The organism is Altererythrobacter sp. C41 (assembly GCF_016803135.1).
Taxonomy (GTDB): domain Bacteria; phylum Pseudomonadota; class Alphaproteobacteria; order Sphingomonadales; family Sphingomonadaceae; genus Pelagerythrobacter.
The window spans coordinates 57,585-80,649 of sequence record NZ_JAEVFE010000001.1 but is presented as its reverse complement, the minus strand read 5'-3'; the positions used below and the strand labels follow the sequence as shown (position 1 = coordinate 80,649).

The following is a 23,065-nucleotide window of genomic DNA, read 5'->3' as shown; positions in this document are numbered from 1 at the left end:
GGCCGATGAACGTGATCACCACCATGGACCGCGCCGCCGACGCCGATCTCCTCGCCCGGATCGCGCCGGGGAATGACGTCACGTCCCGCTTCGCAGTCAATAACCCTGCCACTGGCACGCATATCGCTGACGTCGCGGACATGGATGCCGAAGATACCGCGCGAGCCGTGGTCAGGGCGAAAGAGGCGCTTCCGGACTGGGCGGCCAGGACCGCCAAGGAACGCGCCGCGATCCTGAGCCGCTGGCACGACCTCATCCTCGACAATCAGGAAGCCCTCGCCACCCTGCTCACACGAGAGCAGGGCAAGCCCATTGCCGAAGCGCTGGGGGAGATCGTCTACGGCGCGAGCTTCGTCGAGTGGTTCGCCGAAGAAGGCAAGCGCGCCTACGGCGACGTCATTCCCACGAATGCGCCGGGCCGCCGCCTGCTCGTGCTGCGTCAACCGGTTGGTGTTGTCGGGGCCATCACGCCGTGGAACTTCCCGGTCGGCATGGTGACGCGCAAGGTCGCGCCCGCGCTTGCGGCGGGCTGCACTATCGTCCTGAAGCCGGCCGAGGATACCCCTTTGAGCGCACTGGCATTGGCGACGCTCGCACGGGACGCCGGCTTTCCGGAAGGTGTGCTCGAGGTCGTCACCTCCGCCCGAGCGGAATCCGTCGCCCGCGTGCTGACGGACAGTCCGGACATCCGCAAGCTGTCGTTCACCGGATCCACGCGCGTCGGCAAGCTGCTGATGGCGCAATGTGCGGGGACGGTGAAGAAGCTGTCCCTCGAGCTCGGCGGGAACGCGCCGTTCATCGTCTTCGACGATGCGGACATCGATGCGGCAGTCGCGGGCGCGATCCAGTCGAAGTTCCGCAACGCCGGGCAGACCTGCGTCTGCGCCAATCGCCTGTTCGTCCAGTCCGGGGTCGCGGACGAGTTCGCGGCGCGTTTCGCGGCCGCAGTCGAAGCCTTGCCGGTGGGCGAGGGTTTGGTAGGTGGAAACGCGATCGGCCCGCTGATCAATTCGGCCGCCGTAGAGAAAGTGGACGGCTTGGTGCGCGATGCGCTGGCGAAAGGCGCGCATTGCGTGGTCGGCGGCGGCGGACATGCACTAGGCGGCAATTTCTACGCGCCGACGATCCTCACTGGCGTCGATTCCTCGATGGAGATCGCCAGCGCAGAGATCTTCGGGCCGGTCGCACCGATCATGCCGTTCGAGACGGAGGCAGAGGTCGTCGCCCGGGCAAACGACACGCCCTACGGCCTCGCAGCTTATTTCTGGACTCGCGATCTCGGGCGCGCGTGGCGCGTGGCCGAGCAGCTCGAATACGGGATGATCGGCCTCAACGAAGGGATCATCTCGAGCGAAGCCGCGCCGTTCGGCGGGGTGAAGGAATCCGGCGTTGGCCGTGAGGGCTCCAAGTACGGTTTGGATGAATTCCTCGAGCTCAAATACTTCACGATGGGCGGCCTCTCCGCGCGGTAGCCCCCTGCCGCCTCGCCCTCGACATCCTTCCGAGCCGCAGGCGCCGCCTGCAGGGCACGACAAACGAAAGGAAGCAAGCATGCGATTGAAATTCGCCGCCGCTCTGCTCGCGACGACGTTCGTGACCGCTCCGGTCCTGGCCCAGAGCGGGGCCGACAAGGACGCGCGCATAACCGAACTGGAAGCGCGCCTGGAAGCACAGGAGGTGCGCATCCGGCAGCTCGAGGAACGGCTTCTGACGGCTGTCGAAGGACGGCCGTTGGCCGCAGCCTCGACCGTTTCTCAAAGCAGCGTCTCAGCGGTGCCCGCCACAAGCGAGGTTTCCCAAACCCCTCGTGTTGCCGCCGCCGCTCCGCCACCGCCCGCCGGCTCTTCGGCGCTGAGCATCTCCGGCGACCTGCGCCTGCGTTACGAGCATAACGGGAGCGACAACGACGCGCCCGACGACGGCCGCGGCGTCCTCCGCGCCCGCTTGCGCGCCGCGTATCAGGTCAACGACTGGCTCGAACTCGGCGGTCAGCTCGCCACCGGGAGCCAGGACGACCCGAACACCACCGACGTTACGCTGGGGAATTTCGACGACGATCTCGAAGTCAGTCTGGATCAGGCTTACGCGCATATCACCCGGGGCGGTCTGGACATCTGGGGCGGCAAGATTCCCCAGGTGTTTCGCCGGACAGATCTCGTCTGGGACGGCGACGTAAGCCCACAGGGTATCGCCGCGCGGTACCGCGTTCCCCTTTCATCCGGCGTCTCGCTCGGCGCGACCGGAATCTACTTCCCCATCGATCGCTCGGTCACCGGTCCGGACAGCACGATGACCGGTGGGCAGATCGAGCTCGCCGCCGGCGGCTCGATGTGGTCGGGGGCCCTCGCCGCCGCCTATTACGACTATCGCCTCGGGAGCGTCGCCACGGCCGATGCCGGCGACTTCCGCGGCAACCTGCTGGGCCCGGACGGCCGTTACCTGTCCGATTTCGATCTCATCGACGTGATCGCGGAGGTCAGCGTTCGGCCGTGGGGCGCACGCTGGCCGGTCTCTCTCACCGCGGACTACGTGAAGAACCTGGGCGCCGCGACGGCGGCCGATAGCGGCTATAGCGTTGCCCTCGCCCTCGGCAGGGCGAGCGAGGCGGGCGACTGGCGGTTCGGCTACGGCTATACTCAGGCCGAAGCCGATGCGGTCTTTGCCGCCTTCTCGCACGACAACATCAATCTGGCGACGAACTACCGGCTGCACTCGCTTACGGCGGACTATGCCTATCGCAAGGACCTGATCCTCAATGCGACGCTCTACCTCTACCGGCCCGACGATCCGCTCTATGCCGGAACCGAGGATCCGGACGACTGGCTCTCACGGCTGCGGCTGAACGCTCTCTTCACCTTCTGACACGGGCCGGCTTCGCGCACCCCATCCGAGAGCACGGATGGCCGCGCCGTGCTCGTCCAGCACCGGCGGTCCGAGATCGTCGCGCGGCGGAGAAGCGGAGAGGCGGACCGGGCAGGCAACGCCGGGGACTGCTCCGAGAGCGGCGTGTGGCATCTCCTTGCGGATTTCCCGAGCCTGCACATGCGGATCGGCGAAGACGTCGCCTATCGTGTTGACCGGGCCGGCCGGAATGCCTGCCGCCCGCAGCGCCGCGATCCATTCCTCGGCAGTGCGATTCAGGAATTCGGCCTGCAGTGTAGGGATCAGCGTGTCGCGCCCGGCCACGCGCCCGGCGTTCGTCGCATAGGCAGGGTCACGGCCGAGGTCCTCGCGCCCCAGGAGCGTACAAAGCTGCCGGAACTGCGCGTCGTTCCCCACCGCCAACGCGATCGTCCGCGTCGAGGTTTCGAAGGCCTGGTAAGGAACGATGCTCGGGTGTGCGTTGCCGTGCCTCTGCGGATCGCGGCCCTCGGCCAGGTAACCCGCGGCCTGATTGGCAAGTGCGGCGATCTGAACGTCGAGGAGCGAGGTTTCCACCCATTGGCCCCACCCAGTGCTCGATCGCTGGTGGAGCGCCGCGAGAACGCCGTTGCAGGCGTAGAGACCCGTCAGAATATCGGTCAGCGCCACCCCCGCCTTCATCGGGGGTCCGTCCGGCTCCCCGGTAAGGCTCATGAGGCCTCCCATGGCCTGGATGATGAAGTCGTATCCGGGCAGGCCCGCGTAGGGCCCGTCCTGTCCGAACCCCGAGATCGAGCAATAGACGAGGCGCGGATTGCGCGCCGAGAGCGTCGCGTAGTCGAGACCGTATCGCGCCAGCGCGCCCACTTTGAAGTTCTCGACCAGCACATCCGCCTCTTCGGCCAGAGACGCGACGAATGCTGCCCCTTCCGCGTCGCTTATATCCACCGCGAGCGATCGCTTGCCGCGGTTGGCGCAGGTGAAGTAGGCCGCTTCCTTGCTGCCCCCTTCGGCTGAGAACCACGGCGGGCCCCATCCGCGGGTGTCGTCTCCGGTGCCGGGTCGCTCGACCTTTATCACGTCCGCGCCGAGATCCGCCATGAGCTGCGTCGCCCAGGGGCCGGCAAGGACGCGGCTGAGATCGAGGACGCGAACGCCCTCGAGCGCCCGCGCGGGTGCGATATTCTCAGGCAAAGGCGGCGAGCCCCGTCTGTGCCCGGCCGAGGATCAGCGCGTGGATGTCGTGGGTTCCTTCGTAGGTATTGACCGCTTCGAGGTTGCAGGCGTGGCGCATTACGTGAAACTCGTCCGAAATCCCGTTCCCGCCGTGGATATCGCGCGCTTCACGGGCAATGGCCAGCGCCTTGCCGCAACTGTTGCGCTTGACGATGGAGATGTTCGCGACCGGGCAGCGCCCCTCGTCGAGAAGCCGTCCGACCCGCAGGCAGGCCTGCAAGCCCAGCGTGATCTCCACCTGCATCTCCACCAGCTTGCGCTGGATGAGCTGGGTCGCTGCCAGAGGTTGCCCGAATTGCACACGGTCGAGCGCGTACTGACGTGCGGCGTGCCAGCAGAACTCCGCGGCGCCCAGCGCGCCCCACGAAATCCCGTAGCGCGCCTTGTTGAGGCAGCCGAACGGCCCGCCCAGCCCCCGCGCGTTCGGAAGGAGTGCGGTTTCGGGAACGAAGACGTCATCGAGGACGATCTCTCCGGTGACGGAGGCCCGCAGCGCCAGCTTGCCCTCGATCTTCGGCGCGGAATACCCATCAGTCCCCGCTTCGACGATGAAGCCGCGGATCACGCCGTCCAGCTTCGCCCATACGACCGCAAGGTCGGCGATCGGGCTATTGGTGATCCACATTTTGCTGCCGTTGAGACGATAGCCGCCGTCCACCCGGTCGGCGCGTGTGCGCATCCCGTCCGGATCGGAGCCGTGATCGGGTTCGGTCAGTCCGAAGCAGCCGATCAGGCGCCCCGACGCGAGTTCCGGCAGATACCTCGATCGCTGAGCGTCGTCGCCATAGGCGTAGATCGGGTGCATGACGAGCGACGACTGGACGCTCATCGCCGAACGATATCCCGAGTCCACGCGCTCCACTTCGCGCGCGATGAGCCCATAGGCCACATGCCCCGCCTCCGCGCCGCCATAGGCTTCGGGCAGCGTAGCGCCGAGAAGGCCCAGGGCGCCCATTTCGGTCATGATCTCCCTGTCGAAGTTCTCGTGACGCGCGGCAAGCAGGGCACGCGGCATCAATGATGATTGGCAGTAATCACGTGCCGTGTCGCGGATCAGACGTTCCTCGTCGGTAATCTGCGATTCCAGATCGAATGGATCGTCCCATTGAAACACCGCCAACTCCGCCATTCTCATCGCTCCCGTCATCTGATTCGTTCCGTCAGAAAGCCTCAGGATGCGCGGGAGCGAAACCGAAATCTTGCCATAACATCATGTGAGTTGGTAATGACTCTCTATGGAGTCACTCGACACTACGCCCCGTCGGCAGATGCCGCAGATGCACGAACTCGTGGCATTCGAGGCGGCCGCGCGGCACATGAGCTTCACCGGCGCCGCAGCGGAGCTGAACCTGACGCAGGGTGCCGTCAGCCGGGCCGTCGCGGCGCTCGAGCAGCGGCTGCGCACGCCATTGTTCAAGCGTGTCCGCCAGCGGGTGGTGCTGACGCCGATCGGCCGCGATTATCAGGATCAGATCCGAGCGCTGCTCGGACAGCTCAATGCCGCCACGCGCCAGGCCATGTCGGCTAGCCCTGTCGAGCAAACGCTCAATGTCGCCACCTTGCCCACCTTCGGCATCCACTGGCTGGCACCGCGGCTGCCGCTCTTTCAGGCGATGCGGCCGCATGTGACCGTCAACCTCGCGTCACGGCTGCGGCCATTCTCGTTCGAAGCCGAGCCGTTCGACCTCGCGATCCACCATGGCGATCCGGCCTGGCCCGGCGGAACGCTGAGACGCCTCATGAACGAAACCATGGTCCCGATGTGCAGCCCCGAATACCGGCACGCCAGGGCGATCGTCTCACCCGCCGACCTCGATTCCGCGACCTTGATTCACCTCAGGACCCGCCCCGCCGCATGGGCGGAATGGCACGCCAAAGCGGGCCTCTCCGGAGACGGCGCCTTTCGCGGTCCGGTCTATGATCAGTTCGGCATGGCCGTCGCGAGTGCCGCAGCGGGTCTCGGGGTGGCCCTCCTCCCGGAGATGTTCGCAGCCGAACAGATCGCAGAAGGAAAGCTGGTTACCCTTTTCGATCTCGAGGTGAGCACGGGAAGCGCCTACTACGCCGTTCTCCCGGAGGCCGGTCACAAGTCCGCCGCGTCCGATTTTGCCGACTGGCTCGTCGCCCAGCTTACCGCCTGACTTCGACGGTGAGGACGACGCACCGGCGCCTTCGCGATTGGCACCGTCGCGCTGCGCCGTCGGCTCCTTATCCTCCGCCGGAGCACCGGGGAGGATACTCACATGACCATCATAATGGCCGCAAGTCTGTTGGCCGGATTTCAGGCCGCACCGAATGTCGTTCCGCCGGATGAGGTAGCCGCGGCGCCTGCCGCGTCCGACATCGAAGCGCCCGTAGAGGCGATGCTCCAGGCAATCTCCGCACGCGATCCCGCCGCGCTGGAGCAGACGCTGGCAACCAGCGTCGAGCCGGAGATCGTCTATTACTGGGGCGAAACCGTCTCGGGGCGCGAGGCGATCGTTCAATGGCACCGCGAATGGTTCGCCGAACCGGGATGGCGCATCGTACCTGGCCCTGCCAGTCACAGCCTGGTCGGCGAGCGGCTGGCGACCGTGGCCGCGCCTGTCCGCTACATAAAGACGGCCGAGAGGCAGTTCGTGATCCTGATCAGCTATACCCTGTTGAAGGAAGCGGAAGGCTGGAGAATAGCCCGCATCCAGCAGACGCTGCTGGAAGGACCGGACGCTGCGGACTAGCCGCCCGCCGCAGCGGCGACTGCGCGAATGAAGTCCCACTGCAGCCCGTAATATTGCGGGCCGCCGGGTTTGCTCCAGGCGCTCTGGATGACGACCACGAGCTTGCGCTGCGGGTCGATGTAGAGCGCCTGGCCCATGATCCCTATGCCGCGGTATGCATCGCCCGGGCCCGTCCACCATTGATAGCCGTAGCCCAGTTCGCCGAACGCGTTCTTGCTATGCGCCGCTGTCGCCTCGGCGATCCACCCGTCGGGCACGACCGCCTTCCCGCCCGCCCGCGCGCCCTCCAGCATGAAGAGGCCCAGGCGGCCATAGTCGCGCAGCGTGGCGCTGAAGCAGATGCCCCCGGTCTCGAGCCCCTCGGGCGAGGTGATCCAGATCCCATCGGCCTCCATGCCGAAGGGGCGCCAGATCTTTTCCGAGAAGTAGTCCGAGAGAGACTTGCCGGTCGCGTTCATGACCACCGCGCCGATGAGGTTCGACTCCGCCGTGGAGTAATGAAACTCCTGACCCGGCGCCGCTACCCGCGGCTGGGATGCCATCTGGCGGTAGAATGCGGGGCCCATATGGGCCGCATAACGGCTGAAGTCGGATTGCGGATCGTTGTAGTCCTCGCCGAAGCCGACGCCGGAGCGCATCTGCAGCGCCTGCCTGATGGTGACGCCGTCATAGGCGCCGCCCTCCAGTTCGGGGACATAGCGCGTGACCGGATCGTCGAGGCTCTCGATCGCCCCATCCAGCAGCGCCGCGCCGACGAGGGTCGAGGTCACTGATTTTGCGATAGAAAACGAGGTCCAGCGATCGGTCGCCTGGCGGCCCAGTCCGTAACGCTCGAGAACGATGCGACCGTCCTTGATGACCAGCAGGCCCGAAACCCGGTTGACCTTCATGAAATCGTCCACCGTGTACGGCCGATGCTCGTGAAGAAAGGCGACCTCGAGTTCCTGATCCGCCACTTGCAGGTTCCGGATGGACCCGCCGGCCTTGATGACATTGGCCGGAAAGATGGTCTCCATCGCCCGGTAGCCGAGTTCCTGCTCGGTCGGGGACCAGAACCCCAGGCGTTCCTGAAGCGGGGCGGCGTCGGCCTCCGCCCGGGCGAGCGCCGGAACGGTTGTCGTTCCGATTGTTGCGCCGATCAGTCCGGTGAGAACGACGGCGCCCAGGAAACGGCGGCGGGAGGACTTGAGCGCCTTCATCGTCATTCCGCCGAATGCGCGAGCCGGAAACCGACCGTGAAGTAGCCCTGATCCTCGGGGCCGCGGAGCCGGAAGCGTTCCTCGAGGAATTCGCCGGCATCGCCGTACGAACCGCCCCGGATCACGTGGTAACCCGGTGTCGGGCAATCGCTCCGCGCCGATCCGTCCACCGGCGCATCGACGTAGTTCTCATGATAGCAGTCGGCCTGCCATTCCCAGACGTTGCCGCGGATGTCGTGGAGCCCCAGCCGGTCGGCCGGAAAGCTGCCGACCGGCGCCGTCTCGATCCACACGTCACGGCCCTCGGCCTTGCCTCCGCAGCACTCCACCATGCCGATATTGGCCAACTCGTGGGTTACACCCTCCCCGCCGCTGCGGGCGTTGCCGAGATCGGCCAGGGTGGCGACATATTCCCATTCCGCCTCGCTCGGCAGCCGGTATTGCTTGCCCGTCCGGGCGTTCAGCCAGTCGATATAGGCCCGGGCGTCCCGCCAACTGACGCAGAGCACGGGATGATCATCCTCCTGCGCGAACCCCGGCGTCTGCCAGTTCCGCTGGGGGTTGATGTGCCAGGTGGTGTCATCGTTGTAGACGTTGCACTTTCCTGCGGAGACGTAGCCGGTCTCTTCGGTGAAGGCGCGGAAGGCTCCCACCGTCACTTCATGCGCGGCCATCTGAAACGGGGCGATGGCGACGTCGTGCGTCGGGCCGTCGATCGGGCCGTAACCGCGGTCGATCGTCGCGCCCATGGCGAAGGTTCCGCCCGGAATCGAGACCATCTCCGGCACAAGCTCCGCGCGCTGCGCGTCGCTGTCGGGTGCCGCCGCGACGAGCAGCAGGGACGCAGCAGCGAGGGCCGCTGCGAACCGCTTAGCGCTGGCGGGTGCTTCCGGCCCAGGCCGGGCTCCAGTCCGTTCCATGTTGATCGCTCATCTCCCAGTAGAACTTGGTGCGCGGCCGGTCGTGGTTGCCGATCTCGTTCATGGTCGCGGAATCGTAGAGACGCCCGTTGACCATGGTGTAGAGCACGCTGTTGGTGTTCCCGATGTCGGCGAGCGGATCGCGCTCCAGCACGATGAGATCCGCCAGCTTTCCGGGCTCGATCGAGCCGAGCTGATGATCCAGCCCCCAGGTCGTGGCGCCGTTGATGGTCGCCGCGCGCAGGATGCGCATCGGCTCCATCCCGCCTTCGGCGAGTAGTTGCATTTCCCAATGGAGGGCGATGCCCGCCGCCTGGCCGTGGGAGCCGACGTTCACGATCACGCCGGCATCGTCGAGCCGCTTGATCGACCGCGCGACCGAGCGGAAGCCGACGTCGTAGAGCTCGTCCGCCTGATGGATCGACTGCATGGCCCGCACGTAAAGTGGCGCGTCGGACGGCCCCTGGATCGGGTTGTAGGCGTTGTTGATCCCGGGGATGAAGGTGCGGACCTTCGGTTCCTTCCACGGCTCCTGGTTCTGGTAGATGTAATTCTCGCCGAACAGTTCACCGAACGTGACCACGAGCGTCGGCGTGGTGGACATCTCCGAACTTTTGAAGAGCTGGAGCAGGTCGTCGTAATATGTGGCGACCGGCAGGTTGTGTTCCAGGTTGGTATACCCGTCGAGGATCATGCCGACGTTGTCGTAGAAGTGCCCGGCACCCTCCGCGTCGACCATCAGCCCCTCTTCCGCCGCGGCCTGCAGCAGCCACTGCTTCTGCGCCCGCGTGGTGAGCTTGTAGCTCTTGAGCACGGTCCCCCCGATGGCGGCCTTGCGGCGGACGACGGCGCGGGCGTCGTCCAGGCTCTCGATCCGGTTGAAGACGCGGTCGGGCTTTCCGGAGCGGCCGTAGATCACGTGTCCGGTGGTCAGCCAGCGCGGGCTCACCATCAGGCCGGCAATGGTCATTTCGCCGGTTTCATAGCTCGGCAGCTCGTTGGCGTAGGGGTCGAAGTTGGTCGTCACGCCGTAGGCGAGCGCTGCATAGCGGACCGCGTGTTTCTGCGGCATCGCGCCTGTGCCGTAGCAGCAATCGATATGGCCATGCGCGTCGAAGAAGCCGGGCATGAGGGTCTTGCCCCCCAGGTCGTAGACCTTGGCCGCATCCGGTATTGCGACGCTCTCTGCCGGCCCGACGGCCTTGATGCGGTTGCCTTCCACCACGACCGCACCGTTCTCGATGATCGCGTCGTTGCCGGTCATCGGCAGAACGCGCGCGTTCACGAAGGCTATGCTGCCCTGCGGCACGTCGGCCGGAACGCTGAGCTTGACCGAATGCAGGGGCGCGTCGACGGTGCCGCCCGCCTCCGGCAGTGTCGCATAGACATCGGGCCCGAGGGTCCAGAAGAGCTGTTCGGAACGGTCGCTCCAGGCCAGTTCGAACCCGCCCGAACGGGTAAGACGACGCGCGGCCGGGTCATTTCGAGCGGTGATCTCGATGGGCTCCGCACCCACCCGGAACGGCATCACATGCAGTTCCTGGAATTCCTTGAAGGCGATCCACGCGAGATCGGGGCTCAGCGTGAAGTCGCCGGTATCCGCTGTCTCGGCATAGGCGTGGTCCTGCGTATCGCCGCCCGCGGCCGGGATGCTGCGCAGGATCACCGCACGCCGCTTCTCGAAGTCCGGCGGTCCCATGTAGTAGATGCGCCGGTCGTCGGGGGAGAAGCGCGCCACTCCGGCAGCGGGCGCCAGATAGCGAGGCTCGTCGCCGTCCGTGCCGACGACATAGAGCCCCGGAACGTCGTGGGCGCCGCCCATCTGCGAATCTGCGTCAAGAATGCGATAGGCGATCTGCGTGCCACTGTTGGCGAAGACCGGTTCGGCGATGATCCCGCCGCTGCGGGCGAGCACTCTGTCCTCGCTCCCGTCGGCGCTGCGCAGATGAAGCGTGCTGCCGGATTCGTCGTGCCATTCGACATAGGCGACCCAGCGGCCGTCCGCGGACCACCTCGGATCGGTCTGGGCGCCGTCGCTCTCCGTCAGCGGACGCGGCGGTTCGCTGACGGTCAGGTTCTGGCGCCAGATTCGACCCAGGGCGCGGAAGAGCAGTTCATCACCCTTCGGCGAAGGGGCGATCTGCCGGACGATCTTCACGTCGACCTGGTCCGGCGCGAGATCGAGCTCGGTGCGCAGCGCCGGATGAACTTCGTGGCGTGCCGTGGCGCGGAACGGGATGTCCGTCGCCTCGCCGGTTTCCATGTCGACCTTGACCAGCTCGCCCTTGGCCCAGATCGCAACGTGCCGATTGTCGGGAAACCAGTCGAACGCCGGATAGTAATGCTCTTGCGCGAGATAATCGGCCTGCAGATCGCGGGCGAGCCCGTCGTAGACGGCGTTCTGACGGCCGGTCGCGACGTCGTACCGGAAAAGGACCGTCTTGGCGCCGACCCGGCGGATGAAGGCGATGACCGATCCGTCAGGCGACACCTGCGGCGTGGTCGCGCTCCCGAAACCGGAAATCAGATCGACCGTGTCGCCGCTCTGCAGGTCGTGCCGGCGAATGACGAAATTGCTGAGGTTCGGGTTGAGGTAGACATAATGCAGCCCGCCGACCCGCTCGGTATAATAGAGGTGCCGTCCATCCGGCGAATAACGCGGCTCCTGAAGATCCTTCCCGCTTTCGGGAGGCGCAATCAGTTGCCGCTCCTCGCCGCCGCCCACGTCGAAGCGGATCAGCTCCGATGTGCGCATATCGAACACCGAGGCGCTCGTCTTGGTGGCAACGATGGCGCTGCCGTCTGGCGACCACGAGGGCGCCGTGATCATGTCCATCGTTTCATGGCTGATCTGGCGGGGATCGGATCCGTCGCGATTGGCAATCCAGATGTTGTCGGCGCCCGTCGCGTCGCTGAGATAGAGGATTTTGCGGCCATCGGGGCTGAACTGAGGGCTCCGCTGGGTCGCGGGGCCGGACAGGATCGCCCTCGCCTCTCCGCCGGTCGCAGGGATTGTGTAGATGTCGTTGAGCAGGTCGAACACGAGCGTTCGCCCGTCGGGACTGACGTCGACGCTCATCCAGGTACCTCCGGTGAGGGTAAGCGTTACGTCCTCCGGCTGGGAGGTCAGGATATCCGATGGCGAGGCAGAGGGCTCCGCGCTCAGCGGAGCGCCCACCAGCGCGATTCCCGCGAATACTTTCGCCCAGTTCGGACCCAAAGCCATTTCCCTCCCCTTTCACGACCGACATCGTTGTGTCGGCCTGTGCCAGACTAGGTGCGGCGGGTGCAATTTGGCGGTGCGAAAGTCGCGGGGACCGTTGCCGACGGATCACCGGTGCGATTGAGGGATGCTCGATGGCGGGCGCACGACTGCGCCCGATCGGCCAGGGCGATCGGAGTGGGCCCCGCCCCCGCGTCACGAGCTCGCCGGCTCGCAACGACGGTCATGCGGCGCAGGCATGGTGCCCGGCACCAAGCCGATGACCCGCTCAACTCGCTCGGGAAAGCAGGTTTAGGGGTTAGAACTCTCCTGCCACGCCGACGCGGACTGCGTTGTTGCCGTGCCCGGCGTAAGCGAAGCCGGCGGTGAGCGCGAACGGCTCCTCGGTGTCCAGCCGGTGGGAGATCGCGCCGCCGATCGCCTGCGCCTCGCGGAAGGTCGAGCCGTTCAGCGCGTAGCTGGTCCGGCCCGGCGCAGACGGCATCGGCGCGTAGCCCATCGCCATCGCTGCCGCGATGCCGGAGCGGGCGTCGCGGCGGTCGCGGTCGAGATCGAAGCGGATATCAGCGATATCGCCCGGTCCGAAATCGGCCAGCGCGAGATTGCCCGCGGCATCCGACGTCACGTAGCTCACAGGGCCGGACTGCGCTGCTCTGCTTTCCGCAGAGCCGATTCCGGCGAGGGTGTAAGTCGAGGCGGCGGACCCTAGCGATACCTGGCCCGCGCGGTTCGCCACCGCGTTCTCGCCGATGGCGACTGCCCCGGCCGCGGTCGCCAGGGCATTGCTGCCGAGCGCTATCGCCGACTGCCCCTCCGCCACGCTGTCCGCGCCGATCGCCACCGCGGCGAGCCCCGTCGCACGATTGTCCGCCCCGATCGCGACCGCGCCGCGGCCCGTCGCCAGATTGGGATCGCCGATCGCGACCGCGCCGTCACCCGAAGCGACGTTGCCGAGCCCGATCGCCACCGCCGCCCCGTCGGTCGCCTGCGCACCGTTGCCTATGGCGACGGCATCATCGCCGCTGGCGTTCGCCCCCGAGCCCATCGCGATGGCGTTCACGCCGGTCGCCGTCGGCCTGTCGCCGCTGCCGTTGATCGCGAGATAGTCTGTTCGCGCCAGAGCCTCGTCCGCGGCGAGTTTGGCGGCGTCGGCGTTGGTCGAAGCGCTTTCGGCGATCGACCGGGCGAGGTCGGCATTGGTCCGCGCTGCCGCCGCGACCTGCTGAGCCGTATCGGCCCGGGTTGCCGCGTCGTCGGCGGCAGCTTGCGCATTGGCCGCATTGGCGAGCGCGAGTTCGGCCGTCTCTTTCGTCGCCGCGCCGCTGGCGATCGCCTGGTTGGCGAGGGTATGCGCCTCATCCGCCCGCGTCTGCGCGGTCGCAGCTTCGGTGCGGGCCAGCGCCGCCTCGCTTGCAGCGCTATCGGCGGTCGCCTGCGCGGTCGCGGCGTTCGCCAGAGCGGTGTCTGCAGTACCCTGGGCGGCAGCCGCGTTCGCCAGCGCCGTGTCGGCGGTCATCTGCGCAGCCGCGGCATTACTCAACGCGGTGTCTGCCGTGTTCTGAGCCGTTGCGGCATTGGCGAGCGCGGTATCTGCTGTTCCTTGCGCGGCGGCCGCATTGCTGAGCGCCGCGTCCGCCGTGCCTTGCGCGCTGGCGGCGTTGCTCAGTGCGGTGTCGGCGGTGCTTTGTGCCGTCGCGGCATCGTTCAGCGCAGTGGTCGCCGTCGCCTGTGCCGTCGCGGCGCTGGCGAGTGCACCGTCCGCCGTTCCCTGGGCGGCCGCGACCGCCTGGTTGGTTGCGTCGAGCTGCGATCCGTTGACCGCGTCGGTCGACCCCGCAGCGACCGCGCCGGCACTCACCCCGGTCATGACCCGATCACCCGCGGTCCCGCCGACGTCCATCACCATGCCGTCCGTCGCGGCGCCGACCGTGATCGCGCGACTTGCCGCATCCTGCCGAACCAGGCCGATCGAACCGCCGGCGACCTGCCCCTGGAGAACCGAAATGGCCCCGGTGTTGGTCGTCACCTGCGCGTCGAGCGCGCCCAGCGCGCCGCCCACATCGGTATAAGTCCCGCCCTGGACGACATAGCTGGGTGGTGTCAGCAACCCGCCCGCATCGACCCCCGCGCCGCCGCCGAGCGCCGCGGCGAGGCGGCTGTTGGTGGCATCGATATCGGCGGCGTTGATCGTGACGTTCTGGTTCGTCGTGAAGAGCTGGCTGCCCGTCACCGCGTCGGTCGATCCCGCCGCAATAGCGCCGTCCGCGACGTTGACGATGCGGCGCTCTGCACCCGCTGCACCGACCGAGACGGTGTTCGCGACATCAGCGATCGAACCCTGCCCGAGCGCCACCGCGCCGTCGCCCGTGGCACTCGAGCCCTGACCGAAGGCCGAGGCGCCTACTGCGTTCGCCTTGGCGCTTTCGCCCACGGCGGTCGCGTCCGTCTGTCCGTCGGCGGTCCCACCCGCTTCGGCATTGGCACCGATGGCGGTCGTGCGGGCATTGGAGCGAGAGATCGGGCCTGCCCACACACTTCCGGCCTGGGCGCGATAGCCGATCGCAGTGCTGGATTCGCCCACCGCGAGGCTTTGGGCACCGTTCGCTGTACCAAAGTCGTTCGTGACGCGAGTGTCCTGCCCGGTGCCGGTGCTGTTCGCGCCAGTGACGAGGGAGCTTTGCCCGACCGCCGTGCTGTTGGCGCCAGTGGCATAGCTGAACGTGCCCACCGCGGTGCTATTCGGGCCTTCGGCGCCGCTCGTGTCCCCAAATGCGGTACTGTTGTCGCCGCTGGCTTCGCTGCCCAAACCTGCGGCGGTGCTGCGGCCGCCGGAAGCGTCGGCGCCCTCGCCGACAGCGAGCGAAGAGGGGCCGGTCGCGCTCGGCGCGCCGAATCCGTAAGTGTTGTCGCTGGCAATCAAGCCCGTGCCGGAGGCGGCGATCGCCGCGTTGAGCTGGCCGAGATTGACCGCATCGGTAGCCGCCGTGCCGTCGGCAACGTTCACGATCCGCCGCTCGGCCCCAGCCGTACCGACCGAGACGGTGTTCGCCTGATCCGCCACCGAGCCTCGCCCCAATGCCACCGCGCCGTCGCCGGTGGCACGCGAGCCCTGACCGAAGGCGGAGGCGCCGAGCGCATTGGCGGTCGCACTTTCGCCGACGGCGGTCGCATCGGTTTGCCCGCTCGCTCCGGTACCCGCTCGCGCGTTGGCGCCGACCGCCGTCGAGCGAGCGTTGTCATAGGTCCCACCGGTCCACTCGCTACCGGCCATGGCGGAATAGCCGATCGCAGTACTGTATTCTCCTACGGTGAGGCTATTCGCCCCGTTCGCGGTACCGTAATTGTCGAAAACGGTGCTGCGTTGGCCGGTAGCGGTGCTGTTGTCGGCCCAGGCGTTAGCGGTTTGGCCGGTCGCGGTGCTGTTGACGCCGGAGGCCGTGCTGTTCTGGCCGGTGGCGGTGCTGCTGTTACCCCAGGCACGGGAGTTGTGGCCGGTGGCGGTGCTGTCGGCGCCGGAGGCTTCGCTGTTCTCGCCCATAGCGGTGCTATGCTCGCCGCTTGCGAGGCTGGATGTCCCGACAGCGGTGCTGTTCGGACCAAGCGCGGAGCTGTTGGTCCCAATGGCGGTGCCGTAGGCATCGGCGACAGTGGCGTTCTCCCCGCATTCCAATCCGTCGTCCCCGGTTCCGAGAGTGCCGTCGGGGCCCGGCGCCGTGTTGCATTCCGGCGTTGCATCTGCCTGGGCGGGCGCAGGTATCGCCAGAGCCGCCGCGATCGCGAACGGGGTGGCGGCGGCAAGCAATTTCGGCACGTGCGTGGGACGCATGGTATTTCTCCCCTGGTTCGTAGCAACATGCCGCCAACCGAATGAGGGGAACGAACGTCCGCGCGGGTGCCGCGGTTGTGCCCCTGACGCCTGCGCTGCGCCATGTCGCGCAGCCAGGCTAGGAGCGCAGGGGCCCGCAATTCCACCTATCAATTCCAGTGAATTCTGACCAATCCTGTCGAGGCAAGGTACCGGACCATATGGTTAACTTGACGTAAACCATTGAGTTAGGTGAAAAAATTTAGCACAATCGACGCAATGGGCGCCCGTACGACATGCTTGATCTAACGACGATCCTGATCGTCACGCTGGCGACCGCATGTCTCCAGGCCCTCGTGTGGATTTTCGCCTGGCGTGCCTGGCGGCATCTCTATGAACTGAAGTTTCTGGCGGCCGGCTTCGTTGCGATGGCAGTGGGTGTGTTGCTGATGCTCGTGCGCGGAGAGCAGCCGGCCGACTGGGCGATCATTATTCCCAACACGGTCATCAAGCTCGGCCTCGTCCTGCTGGCGGAAGGTCTCGCCCGTTTCCTGGGACAGCCGCGATATAGCTGGATCGGCATTTCGCTGTTGATTGCCCACGTCGCCGCGTGGAGCGCGATCGTGGCGGTGGACCCGGGCGACGTGGCGCTCCGCATTCATGCCTCGACCGTCTTCACCGTGATCGTCATGTCCGTGATGTGCCTGGGCCTCGCGCGCGACCGCACGCAACCTCCGCTTCTTCGTTGGGTCACGATCGCGGTGCTTGCCGAGTACATGCTGGCGAGCATCGTTCAGAGCGTTCTCGAGCTCGGCCTGCCGGCCGATTTCCAGAGCGCGCCGGTCCTCGCCGACCGCAACGCCTGGTACCTGCTGCAGGGCACGCTGTTCCTGATCGCACTTTTCGCATGCCTGCTCTTCATGGTCAGTTCGCGGCTGTCGGCAGACCTGCGCGAGAAGAACGAGAGCCTCTCGCGCGAAGTCCAGGAGCGGCGCCGGCTCGAAAGCCGCCTGAGCGCGAGCCTGGAAACCGAGCGTGCTTTGCGGGAGGAGCAGGTGGACCTGATGCGCGTCGTCAGCCACGAGTTCCGCACGCCGCTCGCGGTCATTCGCAACGCTACCGAAATGATCGGCCTCGTCGGAGACGGGTCGCCGTCCACGAAGCGCGCGCGGCTCGCTGGGATAAACGAGGCGCTCGATCGTCTGTTCGCCCTGATCGACAGGTTCATGGGGGACGATCGCGAGCACACCTACCGGCCGGAGCAGATCCGGATCGGCTCCGTCATTGCCGAGGTGCGGCGGCATTTCGAACTGACGGATTGCAGCGATCGACTGGACGTCGCCGCCCATGACCGGGACATCGCTTTTCGTGCCGACGCCGAGATGATGGTCACGATCCTCATCAATCTGATCGACAACGCGCTCAAATATTCGCCCGACGACCGTCCGGTGCGGATCGCCGTCAGGGAGGAGCTTGACTGCCTCGTCGTCGAGGTGCGTGACCGGGGCATGGGCATTCCCGAAGATGAGCTGGGCAAAGTCGGTCGCCGCTTCTTCCGGGCGTCCAACGCGAAAGGCGTCATGGGGACGGGCCTCGGAATCTATTCCGCCCGCCGTCTCCTGGCCTACCACGGGGCAACGCTGGATCTCGAACCCCGTGCGGACGGGGGAACTGCGGCAATCGTGCGTGTCCCGTTGCCGGCCGAGCTTGACCGCGAGCTCCTTTTTGAAGGCGTTCCTGCGTGACCCGAATCCTGATCGTCGAGGACGAGCCGCGCCTGCGCCAGGATCTCGCTGACTTTCTCGAACTGCGCGGTTTCGAGGTCACAGTGGCCGGCACTGCTCGGGAAATGCGCTCTGCGCTGACCGACCACCCACTGCCTGCGGCCATCATCCTCGACGTCGGGCTGCCCGACGGAAACGGCTTCGACCTGGCCGCGGAAATCCGCCGGAGCAACGACTGCGGCATCATCATGCTCACCGGGTTCGCCGACAGCGCAGATCGCGTGCGCGGTTTCGACAGCGGTGCCGACATCTACCTCGTCAAGCACAGCACGCTGCGGGAAATCGAAGCCGCCATTCGCAGCCTGCTCCGCCGAACGGGAAACCCACCGACGGCCCAGGACAGCCGCGGGGGACGCTGGGTACTCGATACCGCCAACTGGGCGATGATCGCACCAGACGGACAGGCGCTGAAACTCACGGCGACCGAGTTCGCTTTCCTGAGCCTGTTATGCCGCCGTCAGGGCGAGGCTTGCGCGAGAGAAGACCTCGTGACCGCGCTCGCCCGCCCCCACGGCCATTTCGACAATCGCCATCTCGATGCCGTCGTCAGCCGTCTGCGCCGCAAGATCGGGCAGGTCACCGGCCTCCCGTCCGCCATCAAGGTCGTCTATGGCGTCGGCTATGCCTTTACGGCGCCGGTCGTCGTGGAATGAGCGCGAAGCTCAGGCCGCGACGCTACTGATCAAACGGGTTCAGGTCGGGTCGGGCGCAGCCTCGGGATCCCCGTCCTCCGACTTCGCGGCAATCGTGAAGAACGGGAGCGTCGCGTGGACGATCGGGCCGATGGCGACGGCATAGAGGATCGTGCCCGCGCCCACTGTGCCGCCGCAGATCCACCCCAGCGCGAGCACCGTCAGCTCGATACCTGTTCGAACCCCGCCGATCGGCCAGCCGGTGCGAGCGGCCAGCCCCGTCATCAGTCCGTCGCGGGGGCCTGGCCCGAGGCCCGTGCCGATATAGGCGCTGGTGGCCGCGCCGTTGAGGACGATCCCGAAGCCGAGCATCCCGGCGCGGACGGCGAGCGATTCGACTTCCGGGATAAGCCAGAGGCCGAGATCGGCGGCGAGACCGATCACGATCATGTTGCTGATCGTCCCGATGCCCGGCCGCTGCCGGAGCGGGATCCAGAGCAGGAGGATCACCGCACCGGTGATGATGACGACCGTGCCGAAGCTCAAAGGCGTGCGCTCGCCGACGCCCTGATGGAAGACGTCCCACGGATTCAACCCCAGGACCGAGCGAACCATCAGCGCCATGGAAAGGCCATAGAAGAGAAGCCCGACGTAGAGCTGGGCGAGGCGGCGGATCATCATGGCGGCCCCTTATAACAAGCGGCCGCGCGTAGCCACCTGCTCCAACAGCCATTAGCCGCTGATGACGTCGGCTGGTCCGGCGCGCGGCTCGCCTCCGCAACGGGAGCGAACGTTCGCGCCGCGCGTTTCTTCGGCGTGATCCATTCTGGCAAGGAGGCCATTCTCATGAACCAGACCGCAGACGATGCACCGCGCGATCTCCACCATCCGCTGATCCTGTCCAGCCGCGTCATCGGTGCGCCAGTGTTCGACCGCGAGGGAAATCGGTTGGGCCATGTGGACGACCTGTCGATCGAGAAGGCGAGCGGCAAGACCGTCTACGCCATCATGTCGTTCGGAGGATTTCTCGGCATCGGCGCCAAGCTTCACCCGGTGCCTTGGCCGCTGCTCGACTACAATCTCGAGCGGGGCGGCTACACCGTGCCGTTGACCGCAGAGATCCTGAAGGACGCGCCGAACTACGACGCAGCCGAAGTGCGCATGCTCGGCGGGCCGGATCACCGCGTATATGGCGAGACGATCTACGGCTACTATGGAACCTATGGGGCGGTGCCCTACTGGTGAAGTCCCCGCGGGCGTCGACCGCCGCCCGCACGCTTCGCTCGCCATGACCTCTCCGCCTCGCTATCAAACTTCCGATCCGGTCACATGAAATCACACCGACGGGCCGGCCGAGAGGGAGGGATACTTGAGAGAGGGATTCACGCGCGCTTTCCTGTGCATCATGGCGATTGCTCTGAGCGGGGCGTTGTTCGCGGCGGTTGATGTCGCCCATGCACAGTCCGCCGCTACCGTCGTAAGCCAGCCGGGCGGAGCTCTTGCGGGCGATGTTCGCGTCGTGGAAACGGCGGACACGGTGACCGTCGACTGGCCGGCGGGCGACGACGCGCGAGCCAGCCTGGTGCTGTCGCTGGCGAAGGATCGCCCCCTGATCCGGGCTATGGGCATTGATGGAAAGGTCGTGCTCGCGGATCTCGATCCTGCTGCCGTAGTCACCATAGGCACGCGCGATCTGCGGCAGGGATGGACCGTCTTCTTCGACAACCCCCGCAACCGGCCTTTCGAAAGCTTTCCACTGGCGCTGCAGCGCGATTCCATACGGATCGAACCCGCCGGAGGTCACACCAGGATCATCGTCGACGGCGCTTCGGCCGGGCCGTTCTCCGGAACCTTCCAGTTCACCGTCTACCCCGGCTCGCGGATCATTCGCGCCGCGATGGTCATGTCGACCTCGCGCGATGCCACGGCCTATACCTTCGACGCCGGCCTCTCGGTGCCTGCGTCGGCGCGCTTGCCGTGGGAGACGATCGCCTACACAGACACGTCGGACGCACTGGTTCGCGCGGAAGGCGACGAGGCGCGGCGTCCGGCCGTTTCACCCGACGTCCGGGGGCGGCTCATCCTCGCGGAGGGCGCTCATGGCGGGACGCTCGCGCTCCTGCCTCCACCGCACCAGTACTTCTACCCGGTCGACTACGCGAACAACGATAACAGCGTGTGGTACGGCAGCGACTATCGCGAGCTGACCGGGCGAACCGGCTTCGGCCTTCGCCAGACGCTGGAGGGCGACCGGCGCTTCGTGCCCTGGGTGAACGCTCCGCCCGGCTCCGTGCAGGACATGGGCGTGTTCTACCTCCTCGATGCCGGTGACCCGGCCAGCGCGATCCGCTCCGCGATGGCGTTCACCCGGGGAGACAGCTTCAAGCCGCTGCCCGGGCACCGGACGTTTACCAGCCATTACCACGTCGAGCACGCCGTCGACTTCCTCAACCAGCAGCGGTTCCAGCAATCGACCGGCGTACCGGCGGGGCTGGAGAAGCCGGCCTTCGTCGACCGGTTCAAGGCCATGAACGTCGACATCGTCCATCTCGGCGAGCTCCACCTGTCGCGGGAGGATCTGGATCGTGCGGGCGATCGCCTGACATTGCTCCGGACGATCCACGAGGAGACCGCCCGCCTGTCGGACGAGGAACTGCTGCTGCTCCCCGGCGAGGAACCAAACGTGCATCTCGGCGGTCACTGGGTGAGCTTCTTCCCCAGGCCGGTCTACTGGACGCTGGACCGCAAGGAGGGGCAGCCCTTCGTCGAAACCGATCCGGAATTCGGCAAGGTCTATCACGTCGGATCGGCCGAAGACGTCCTGGCCCTCATGGAGGCGGAGCAGGGCCTGATGTGGGCGGCCCACCCGCGCATCAAAGGGTCGACGGGTTTCCCCGACAAGTATCGCGGCGAGACCTTCTACAAGAGCGACCGCTATCTGGGCGGTGCATGGAAATCGATGCCGGCCGACTATTCGCATCCCCGGTTGGGCAAGCGCGTGCTCGACCTGCTCGACGACATGAACAACTGGGCCGCAAAACCCGGCGAACGCAAGTTCACGCCGGGCGAAGTCGATGTCTTCCAGATCGGCCCGGACAGTGAGCTCTATGCGCATATGAACATCAATTACCTGCGGCTCGACGGTGCGTTGCCGAAGTACGAGGACGGCTGGCAGCCGGTGCTGGATGCGCTTCGCGGCGGCAGGTTCTTCACCACGACCGGCGAGGTGCTGATCCCCGAGTTCACGATCGACGGTGCGCAGAGCGGCGAGGATGTCGTTCCAGGCGCACAGGCGAGGCTCAGCGCCACCATCGAGTGGACCTTCCCGCTCGCCTTTGCGGAGATCGTCAGCGGCGACGGGTCCAAGGTCTATCGCGAACGCATCGATCTGACGGACGGCGGCCCCTTCGGACGCCGCACCATCTCCAGAACGCTCGATCTGCGCGGCCGCAAATGGGCGCGACTCGAGGTATGGGACGTCGCGGCGAACGGCGCGTTCACGCAGCCGGTATTCATTACCTCGGGCACGCATGAGACACGGTAACTTCCGAGTCCCTTGATCCGTTAGGAATGCACCCGGAACGCATAAGCCAGGCGGTTCTCGCTCACGCCGGAACGGGCCCTGCGGCCTGCCGTTCATGAGACATGATTGGGAAGTTTCCGGAGATGGCGGTTTGAGCCCCGTCGTCGTCGTCACCGGCGGAAGCGCCGGGGTCGGCCGCGCTACGGTTCGCGAGTTCGCGCGGGCAGGCGCAAACGTAGCGATCCTGGCCCGCGGGCAGGAGCGCCTCGACAACGCGGTACGCGAGGTAGAGGCAACCGGTTCGCGCGCGCTCGGCATTTCGGTCGACGTGGCGGACGGCGGCGCAGTCGAAGCCGCAGCCGAGCGGATCGAGCGGGAGCTGGGGCCGATCGACGTCTGGGTGAACAACGCCTTCGCCGGGATCTTCTCCACTTTCATGGACATGAGCTGGGAAGAATACGAGCGCGTCACCGCCGTCACCTATTTCGGGCAGATCCATGGCGCGCGCGCGGCACTGAAGCGGATGGTGCCCCGGGATCGTGGCACGGTCGTGCTGGTCGGCTCCGCCCTCGCCTATCGCGGCATTCCGCTGCAATCGGCCTATTGCGGCGCGAAGCACGCGCTGCAGGGCTTTCTCGATTCCATCCGGCCGGAACTCGAGCATCGCGGCAGCAAGGTCCAGGTCACCATGGTGCAACTGCCCGCGATCAACACCCCGCAGTTCGATTGGGCGCGGGCGCATATCCGCGGCCGGCCTCGTCCGGTTGGAAAGATCTACCAGCCGGAAGTCGCCGCACGCGCCATCCGGTTCGCGGCAAGCGCCGGACGCAAGGAGGTCTGGGTGGGCAGCGCGACGGCGCAGACAATCCTTGGCGACAAGCTCGCCTCGCCACTCCTCGACCATTATCTCGCCGAGAACGGCATTGCGAGCCAGTCCTCACCGGAGCCGATGGAAGCGGATCGGGTGGACAATCTGTTCGATGTACCGCCAGGCGATCCCGGAGCGCATGGGCGCTTCGACGGCCAGGCGGTCGATAAGAGCCTGCAGATGTCACTCAACCGAAGACGGGACAAGGTCCTCGGCGCCGCCGGGCTTGCGATTGCGGCAACGGCTCTCCTGGTCGGCCGCAGACGCCCTCGCAGTTGATCCATTGGTCTTCGTCC

General features: G+C 66.5%; 16 protein-coding genes. 9 read left to right on the top strand and 7 right to left on the bottom strand.

All coding sequences use genetic code 11. From position 1 onward, the window contains the following. Positions 1-5 precede the first annotated feature (5 nt). Both JNO53_RS00300 and JNO53_RS00295 read left to right on the top strand, forming a co-directional pair. A complete protein-coding gene (locus tag JNO53_RS00300; protein ID WP_238401521.1) occupies positions 6-1,472 on the top strand; it encodes an NAD-dependent succinate-semialdehyde dehydrogenase in 1,467 nt (488 codons plus the stop codon). 79 nt (positions 1,473-1,551) lie between these two features. Beyond that, positions 1,552-2,862 (top strand): putative porin, encoded by a 1,311-nt coding sequence (locus JNO53_RS00295; protein WP_203106800.1) that lies wholly within the window; start codon positions 1,552-1,554, stop codon positions 2,860-2,862. Here JNO53_RS00295 and JNO53_RS00290 read toward each other — a convergent pair. Then, positions 2,827-4,056 (bottom strand): CaiB/BaiF CoA transferase family protein, encoded by a 1,230-nt coding sequence (locus JNO53_RS00290; RefSeq protein WP_238401520.1) that lies wholly within the window; start codon positions 4,054-4,056, stop codon positions 2,827-2,829. The genes JNO53_RS00295 and JNO53_RS00290 overlap by 36 nt on opposite strands. Next, positions 4,049-5,227, bottom strand: coding sequence for an acyl-CoA dehydrogenase (locus JNO53_RS00285; RefSeq protein ID WP_203106799.1), 1,179 nt, complete (start codon positions 5,225-5,227; stop codon positions 4,049-4,051). The genes JNO53_RS00290 and JNO53_RS00285 overlap by 8 nt, the downstream gene beginning before the upstream one ends. 106 nt (positions 5,228-5,333) lie before the next feature. Between JNO53_RS00285 and JNO53_RS00280 the strand changes: the two genes are divergently transcribed. Both JNO53_RS00280 and JNO53_RS00275 read left to right on the top strand, forming a co-directional pair. Beyond that, positions 5,334-6,239 (top strand): LysR substrate-binding domain-containing protein, encoded by a 906-nt coding sequence (locus JNO53_RS00280; protein ID WP_203106798.1) that lies wholly within the window; start codon positions 5,334-5,336, stop codon positions 6,237-6,239. A gap of 102 nt (positions 6,240-6,341) precedes the next feature. Then, positions 6,342-6,815 (top strand): nuclear transport factor 2 family protein, encoded by a 474-nt coding sequence (locus JNO53_RS00275; protein WP_203106797.1) that lies wholly within the window; start codon positions 6,342-6,344, stop codon positions 6,813-6,815. On the opposite strand, the gene JNO53_RS00270 is transcribed toward JNO53_RS00275, so the two are convergent. The 4 genes from JNO53_RS00270 to JNO53_RS00255 all read right to left on the bottom strand — a co-directional run bounded on the left by JNO53_RS00270 (position 6,812) and on the right by JNO53_RS00255 (position 15,983). Beyond that, a complete protein-coding gene (locus JNO53_RS00270) occupies positions 6,812-8,014 on the bottom strand; it encodes a serine hydrolase domain-containing protein (protein ID WP_203106796.1) in 1,203 nt (400 codons plus the stop codon). The genes JNO53_RS00275 and JNO53_RS00270 overlap by 4 nt on opposite strands. Before the next feature lie 2 nt (positions 8,015-8,016). After that, positions 8,017-8,934, bottom strand: a complete 918-nt coding sequence (locus JNO53_RS00265) for a formylglycine-generating enzyme family protein (protein ID WP_203106795.1) — start codon at positions 8,932-8,934, stop codon at positions 8,017-8,019. Beyond that, positions 8,885-12,160: an amidohydrolase family protein gene (locus JNO53_RS00260; protein ID WP_203106794.1), complete on the bottom strand. Its 3,276-nt coding sequence runs from the start codon at positions 12,158-12,160 to the stop codon at positions 8,885-8,887. Before JNO53_RS00260 ends, JNO53_RS00265 begins: the two co-directional genes overlap by 50 nt. 295 nt (positions 12,161-12,455) lie before the next feature. Further along, positions 12,456-15,983 carry a hypothetical protein gene (locus tag JNO53_RS00255; RefSeq protein ID WP_203106793.1) on the bottom strand — a complete coding sequence of 1,176 codons (3,528 nt, stop codon included), beginning with the start codon at positions 15,981-15,983 and terminating at the stop codon, positions 12,456-12,458. Between the two features lie 275 nt (positions 15,984-16,258). On the opposite strand from JNO53_RS00255, the gene JNO53_RS00250 reads away from it, so the two are divergent. Then, positions 16,259-17,707, top strand: a complete 1,449-nt coding sequence (locus JNO53_RS00250) for a sensor histidine kinase (RefSeq protein ID WP_203106792.1) — start codon at positions 16,259-16,261, stop codon at positions 17,705-17,707. Continuing rightward, positions 17,704-18,399 carry a response regulator gene (locus JNO53_RS00245; protein ID WP_203106791.1) on the top strand — a complete coding sequence of 232 codons (696 nt, stop codon included), beginning with the start codon at positions 17,704-17,706 and terminating at the stop codon, positions 18,397-18,399. Before JNO53_RS00250 ends, JNO53_RS00245 begins: the two co-directional genes overlap by 4 nt. A gap of 39 nt (positions 18,400-18,438) precedes the next feature. On the opposite strand, the gene yczE is transcribed toward JNO53_RS00245, so the two are convergent. Then, on the bottom strand, positions 18,439-19,059 hold the full coding sequence (yczE, locus tag JNO53_RS00240) for a membrane protein YczE (protein ID WP_203106790.1): 621 nt from the start codon (positions 19,057-19,059) through the stop codon (positions 18,439-18,441). Between the two features lie 165 nt (positions 19,060-19,224). Between yczE and JNO53_RS00235 the strand changes: the two genes are divergently transcribed. From JNO53_RS00235 to JNO53_RS00225, 3 genes are all read left to right on the top strand, one after another. Continuing rightward, a complete protein-coding gene (locus JNO53_RS00235) occupies positions 19,225-19,623 on the top strand; it encodes a PRC-barrel domain-containing protein (protein WP_203106789.1) in 399 nt (132 codons plus the stop codon). 124 nt (positions 19,624-19,747) lie between these two features. Continuing rightward, positions 19,748-21,922, top strand: coding sequence for a hypothetical protein (locus tag JNO53_RS00230; RefSeq protein ID WP_203106788.1), 2,175 nt, complete (start codon positions 19,748-19,750; stop codon positions 21,920-21,922). 130 nt (positions 21,923-22,052) lie between these two features. Further along, a complete protein-coding gene (locus JNO53_RS00225) occupies positions 22,053-23,048 on the top strand; it encodes an SDR family oxidoreductase (protein ID WP_238401519.1) in 996 nt (331 codons plus the stop codon). Positions 23,049-23,065: the final 17 nt, after the last annotated feature.

Excerpts from the sequence above, each read along its gene's own strand:
- JNO53_RS00300 (WP_238401521.1), top strand. The coding sequence starts at position 6 with ATGAACGTGATCACCACCATGGACCGCGCCGCCGACGCCGATCTCCTC.
- JNO53_RS00295 (WP_203106800.1), top strand. The coding sequence starts at position 1,552 with ATGCGATTGAAATTCGCCGCCGCTCTGCTCGCGACGACGTTCGTGACC.
- JNO53_RS00285 (WP_203106799.1), bottom strand. The coding sequence starts at position 5,227 with ATGGCGGAGTTGGCGGTGTTTCAATGGGACGATCCATTCGATCTGGAA.
- JNO53_RS00280 (WP_203106798.1), top strand. The coding sequence starts at position 5,334 with ATGGAGTCACTCGACACTACGCCCCGTCGGCAGATGCCGCAGATGCAC.
- JNO53_RS00275 (WP_203106797.1), top strand. The coding sequence starts at position 6,342 with ATGACCATCATAATGGCCGCAAGTCTGTTGGCCGGATTTCAGGCCGCA.
- JNO53_RS00270 (WP_203106796.1), bottom strand. The coding sequence starts at position 8,014 with ATGAAGGCGCTCAAGTCCTCCCGCCGCCGTTTCCTGGGCGCCGTCGTT.
- JNO53_RS00265 (WP_203106795.1), bottom strand. The coding sequence starts at position 8,934 with ATGGAACGGACTGGAGCCCGGCCTGGGCCGGAAGCACCCGCCAGCGCT.
- JNO53_RS00260 (WP_203106794.1), bottom strand. The coding sequence starts at position 12,160 with ATGGCTTTGGGTCCGAACTGGGCGAAAGTATTCGCGGGAATCGCGCTG.
- JNO53_RS00255 (WP_203106793.1), bottom strand. The coding sequence starts at position 15,983 with ATGCGTCCCACGCACGTGCCGAAATTGCTTGCCGCCGCCACCCCGTTC.
- JNO53_RS00250 (WP_203106792.1), top strand. The coding sequence starts at position 16,259 with ATGCTTGATCTAACGACGATCCTGATCGTCACGCTGGCGACCGCATGT.
- yczE (WP_203106790.1), bottom strand. The coding sequence starts at position 19,059 with ATGATGATCCGCCGCCTCGCCCAGCTCTACGTCGGGCTTCTCTTCTAT.
- JNO53_RS00235 (WP_203106789.1), top strand. The coding sequence starts at position 19,225 with ATGAACCAGACCGCAGACGATGCACCGCGCGATCTCCACCATCCGCTG.